Below are 2,551 nucleotides of genomic sequence, written 5' to 3' on the forward strand. Positions count from 1 at the left end.
TTCCTGTTCCTGGTCGACGACGCGCATCCGATCGAGGCGGGACGCCTGCCGAACGGCGATCCCGACCTCTACTTCCGCGGCTTCTACTGCTGGAACAGCGAGGTGGGCTCGAAGACGCTCGGCATGGCGAGCTTCTACCTCCGCGCCGTGTGCATGAACCGCAACATCTGGGGGGCGGAGGGCTTCGAAGAGATCAGCATCCGGCACTCGAAGTTCGCCGGCCACCGCTTCGCGCATCAGGCGGCGCCGGCCCTGCAGCGGTTCGCCACGTCGTCACCAGCCCCGTTCATGGCCGGCATCCGAGCCGCGCGCGAGGCGATCGTCGCGCGCAAGGACGAAGATCGCGAGACCTTCCTGCGCAAGCGCGGCTTCTCGCGTCCCGAGACCGAGAAGATCATCGCCACCGTGCTGGAGGAGGAAGGCCGCCCGCCCGAGTCGATCTTCGACTTCGTGCAGGGGATCACCGCGCTCGCCCGCGACAAGCCGCACCAGGACGCTCGGCTTGAGCTGGAGGGCAAGGCCGCCAAGCTGCTCGCCAGCGTCGGATAGCGACCGGGCCGGAAAGCCGCTTCGGCGGCTTTCCGTATCCTCGGTTCCGCGTGTCGCCGCATCGTCGGTTCTCCGGCTCGCCGCTTCCAGAGGAAGAGGTGGGCCGGAGCTTCGTGACGGGTTGAGGGTCGAGAGAGAGGCTCCCGGCCAGCCCGTCACGGAGAATTACCGTGGCCAAGTCAGTCCAAAAGATCACCCTGTCGTCCTCGCGCGACATCCCGTTCGACAAGCTCCTGCTCTCCAAGTCCAACGTCCGCCACGTCAAGGCGGGCGTGTCGCTCGAGGAGCTCGCCGAGGACATCGCCCGGCGCGGCCTCCTCATGGGCCTGAGTGTCCGCGCCGTCACCGACGAAGCCGGCGATGAGACCGGCATGTACGAGATTCCGGCCGGCGGCCGCCGCTACCGGGCGCTCGCACTGCTGGTGAAGCAGCGGCGTCTCGCCAAGAACGCACCCGTCCCCTGCGTCGTACGGACCGACGGCCTCGCCGAGGAGGACAGCCTCGCCGAGAACATCCAACGCGCGCCGCTGCACCCGCTCGACCAGTTCCGGGCGTTCCTGGCCCTGCGCGAGAAGGGCCAGTCCGAGGAGGAGATCGCCGCCAACCAATTCGTCTCGGTCGCGGTGGTGAAGCAGCGGCTCCGGCTGGCCTCGGTCTCGCCCAAGCTGCTCGACGTCTATGGCGAGGACGGCATGACGCTGGACCAGCTGATGGCGTTCACCGTCAGCGGCGACCAGGAGCGGCAGGAGCAGGTGTTTGAGCGCCTGTGCGCCTCCTATGACAAGCAGCCCTATGTCATCAGGCGGATGCTGACCGAGGGCGCGGTCCGCGCGTCGGACAAGCGGGCGCAGTTCGTCGGCGTCGCCGCCTATGAGGAGGCCGGCGGCACGGTCCTGAACGACCTGTTCCAGGGTGACGACGGCGGCTGGCTGCAGGACGTCGGCCTCGTCGACATGATGGTGGCCAAGCGGCTCAACGAGGCGGCCGCGACCGTTGGGGCGGAAGGCTGGCGCTGGGTCGAGGTCGCGCCCGACTTCGCCTACGGCCACAGCTACGGCTTGCGCCAGCTGCGCGGCGAGACCGTGCCGCTGACCGACGCGGAGGAGGCGACGCTCGCCGCCCTCCAGCAGGAGGTCGACGACATCGAGACGGCAGCGGCCGAGGCTGAGGAGCTGACCGACGAGCAGGACCAGCGCATGGCCGAACTCGAGACCGCGATCGAGGCGCTCACCGTCCGGCCGATCGTGTTCAAGGCCGACGAGGTCACCCGCGCCGGCGCGTTCGTCAGCATCGCCGCCGACGGTTCGCTGCGCGTCGAGCGCGGTTACGTCCGGGCGGAGGACGAACTCCCGGCCGAACCAGAGCCGGATGTGGAGATCGGGACGGACGAGGCCCCGGCCTACGCTGCCGCTGCCCAGACCGAGCACGACGAGGCCATCTACGCCACCGCCGCCCCGGCCGAACCGGAGGAGGATGAGGGACTGCGGCCGATCCCCGACCGGCTGCTGACCGAGCTGACCGCGCACCGCACGCTGGCGCTGCGCCATTCGCTTGGTGGACGGCCCGACGTGGCGTTCCTGGCCGGGCTGCACGCGCTCGCGCTGGGCGTGTTCTACAGCTACCGCTCGGATACCTGCCTGGAGCTCGACCTCAAGAGCGTCCAGTTCGGGAGCCAGGCGCCGGGGTTGAACGACACTCCGCTCGCCCGCGCGCTCGACGAACGACACCAGGCATGGCGGTCGGTGCTGCCCAAGGAGTCGGGCGATCTCTGGGACGTGCTGGAGACGTTCGACACCTGCAACCGCGATGCACTGTTCGCTCATTGCGTGTCGCTCAGCGTCAACGCGGTGCACGAGGCCTGGAACCGTCGCCCGAAGGCGTTCGCACACGCCGACCGGCTCGCCCAGGCGGTCGATCTCGACATGGCCGCGACCTGGACGCCGACTGCGGCCAACTTCCTCGGCCGGGTCACCAAGGCGCGGATCCTGCAGGCGGTCGCCGA

The 2,551-nt window shown here is 69.4% G+C and carries 1 protein-coding gene and 1 pseudogene; both read left to right on the forward strand.

Annotated elements, in window-relative coordinates; all coding sequences use genetic code 11:
• Window positions 1-549: pseudogene (locus HUU95_RS14065) on the forward strand (DUF932 domain-containing protein); the annotation flags it as partial.
• 170 nt (window positions 550-719) lie between these two features.
• Window positions 720-2,551: ParB/RepB/Spo0J family partition protein (locus HUU95_RS14070; RefSeq protein WP_174280669.1), on the forward strand; the 1,832-nt coding region annotated here is incomplete at its 3' end.

This window comes from Sphingomonas bacterium, from assembly GCF_903643065.1.
In the GTDB taxonomy this organism is placed as follows: Bacteria; Pseudomonadota; Alphaproteobacteria; order Sphingomonadales; family Sphingomonadaceae; genus Sphingomonas.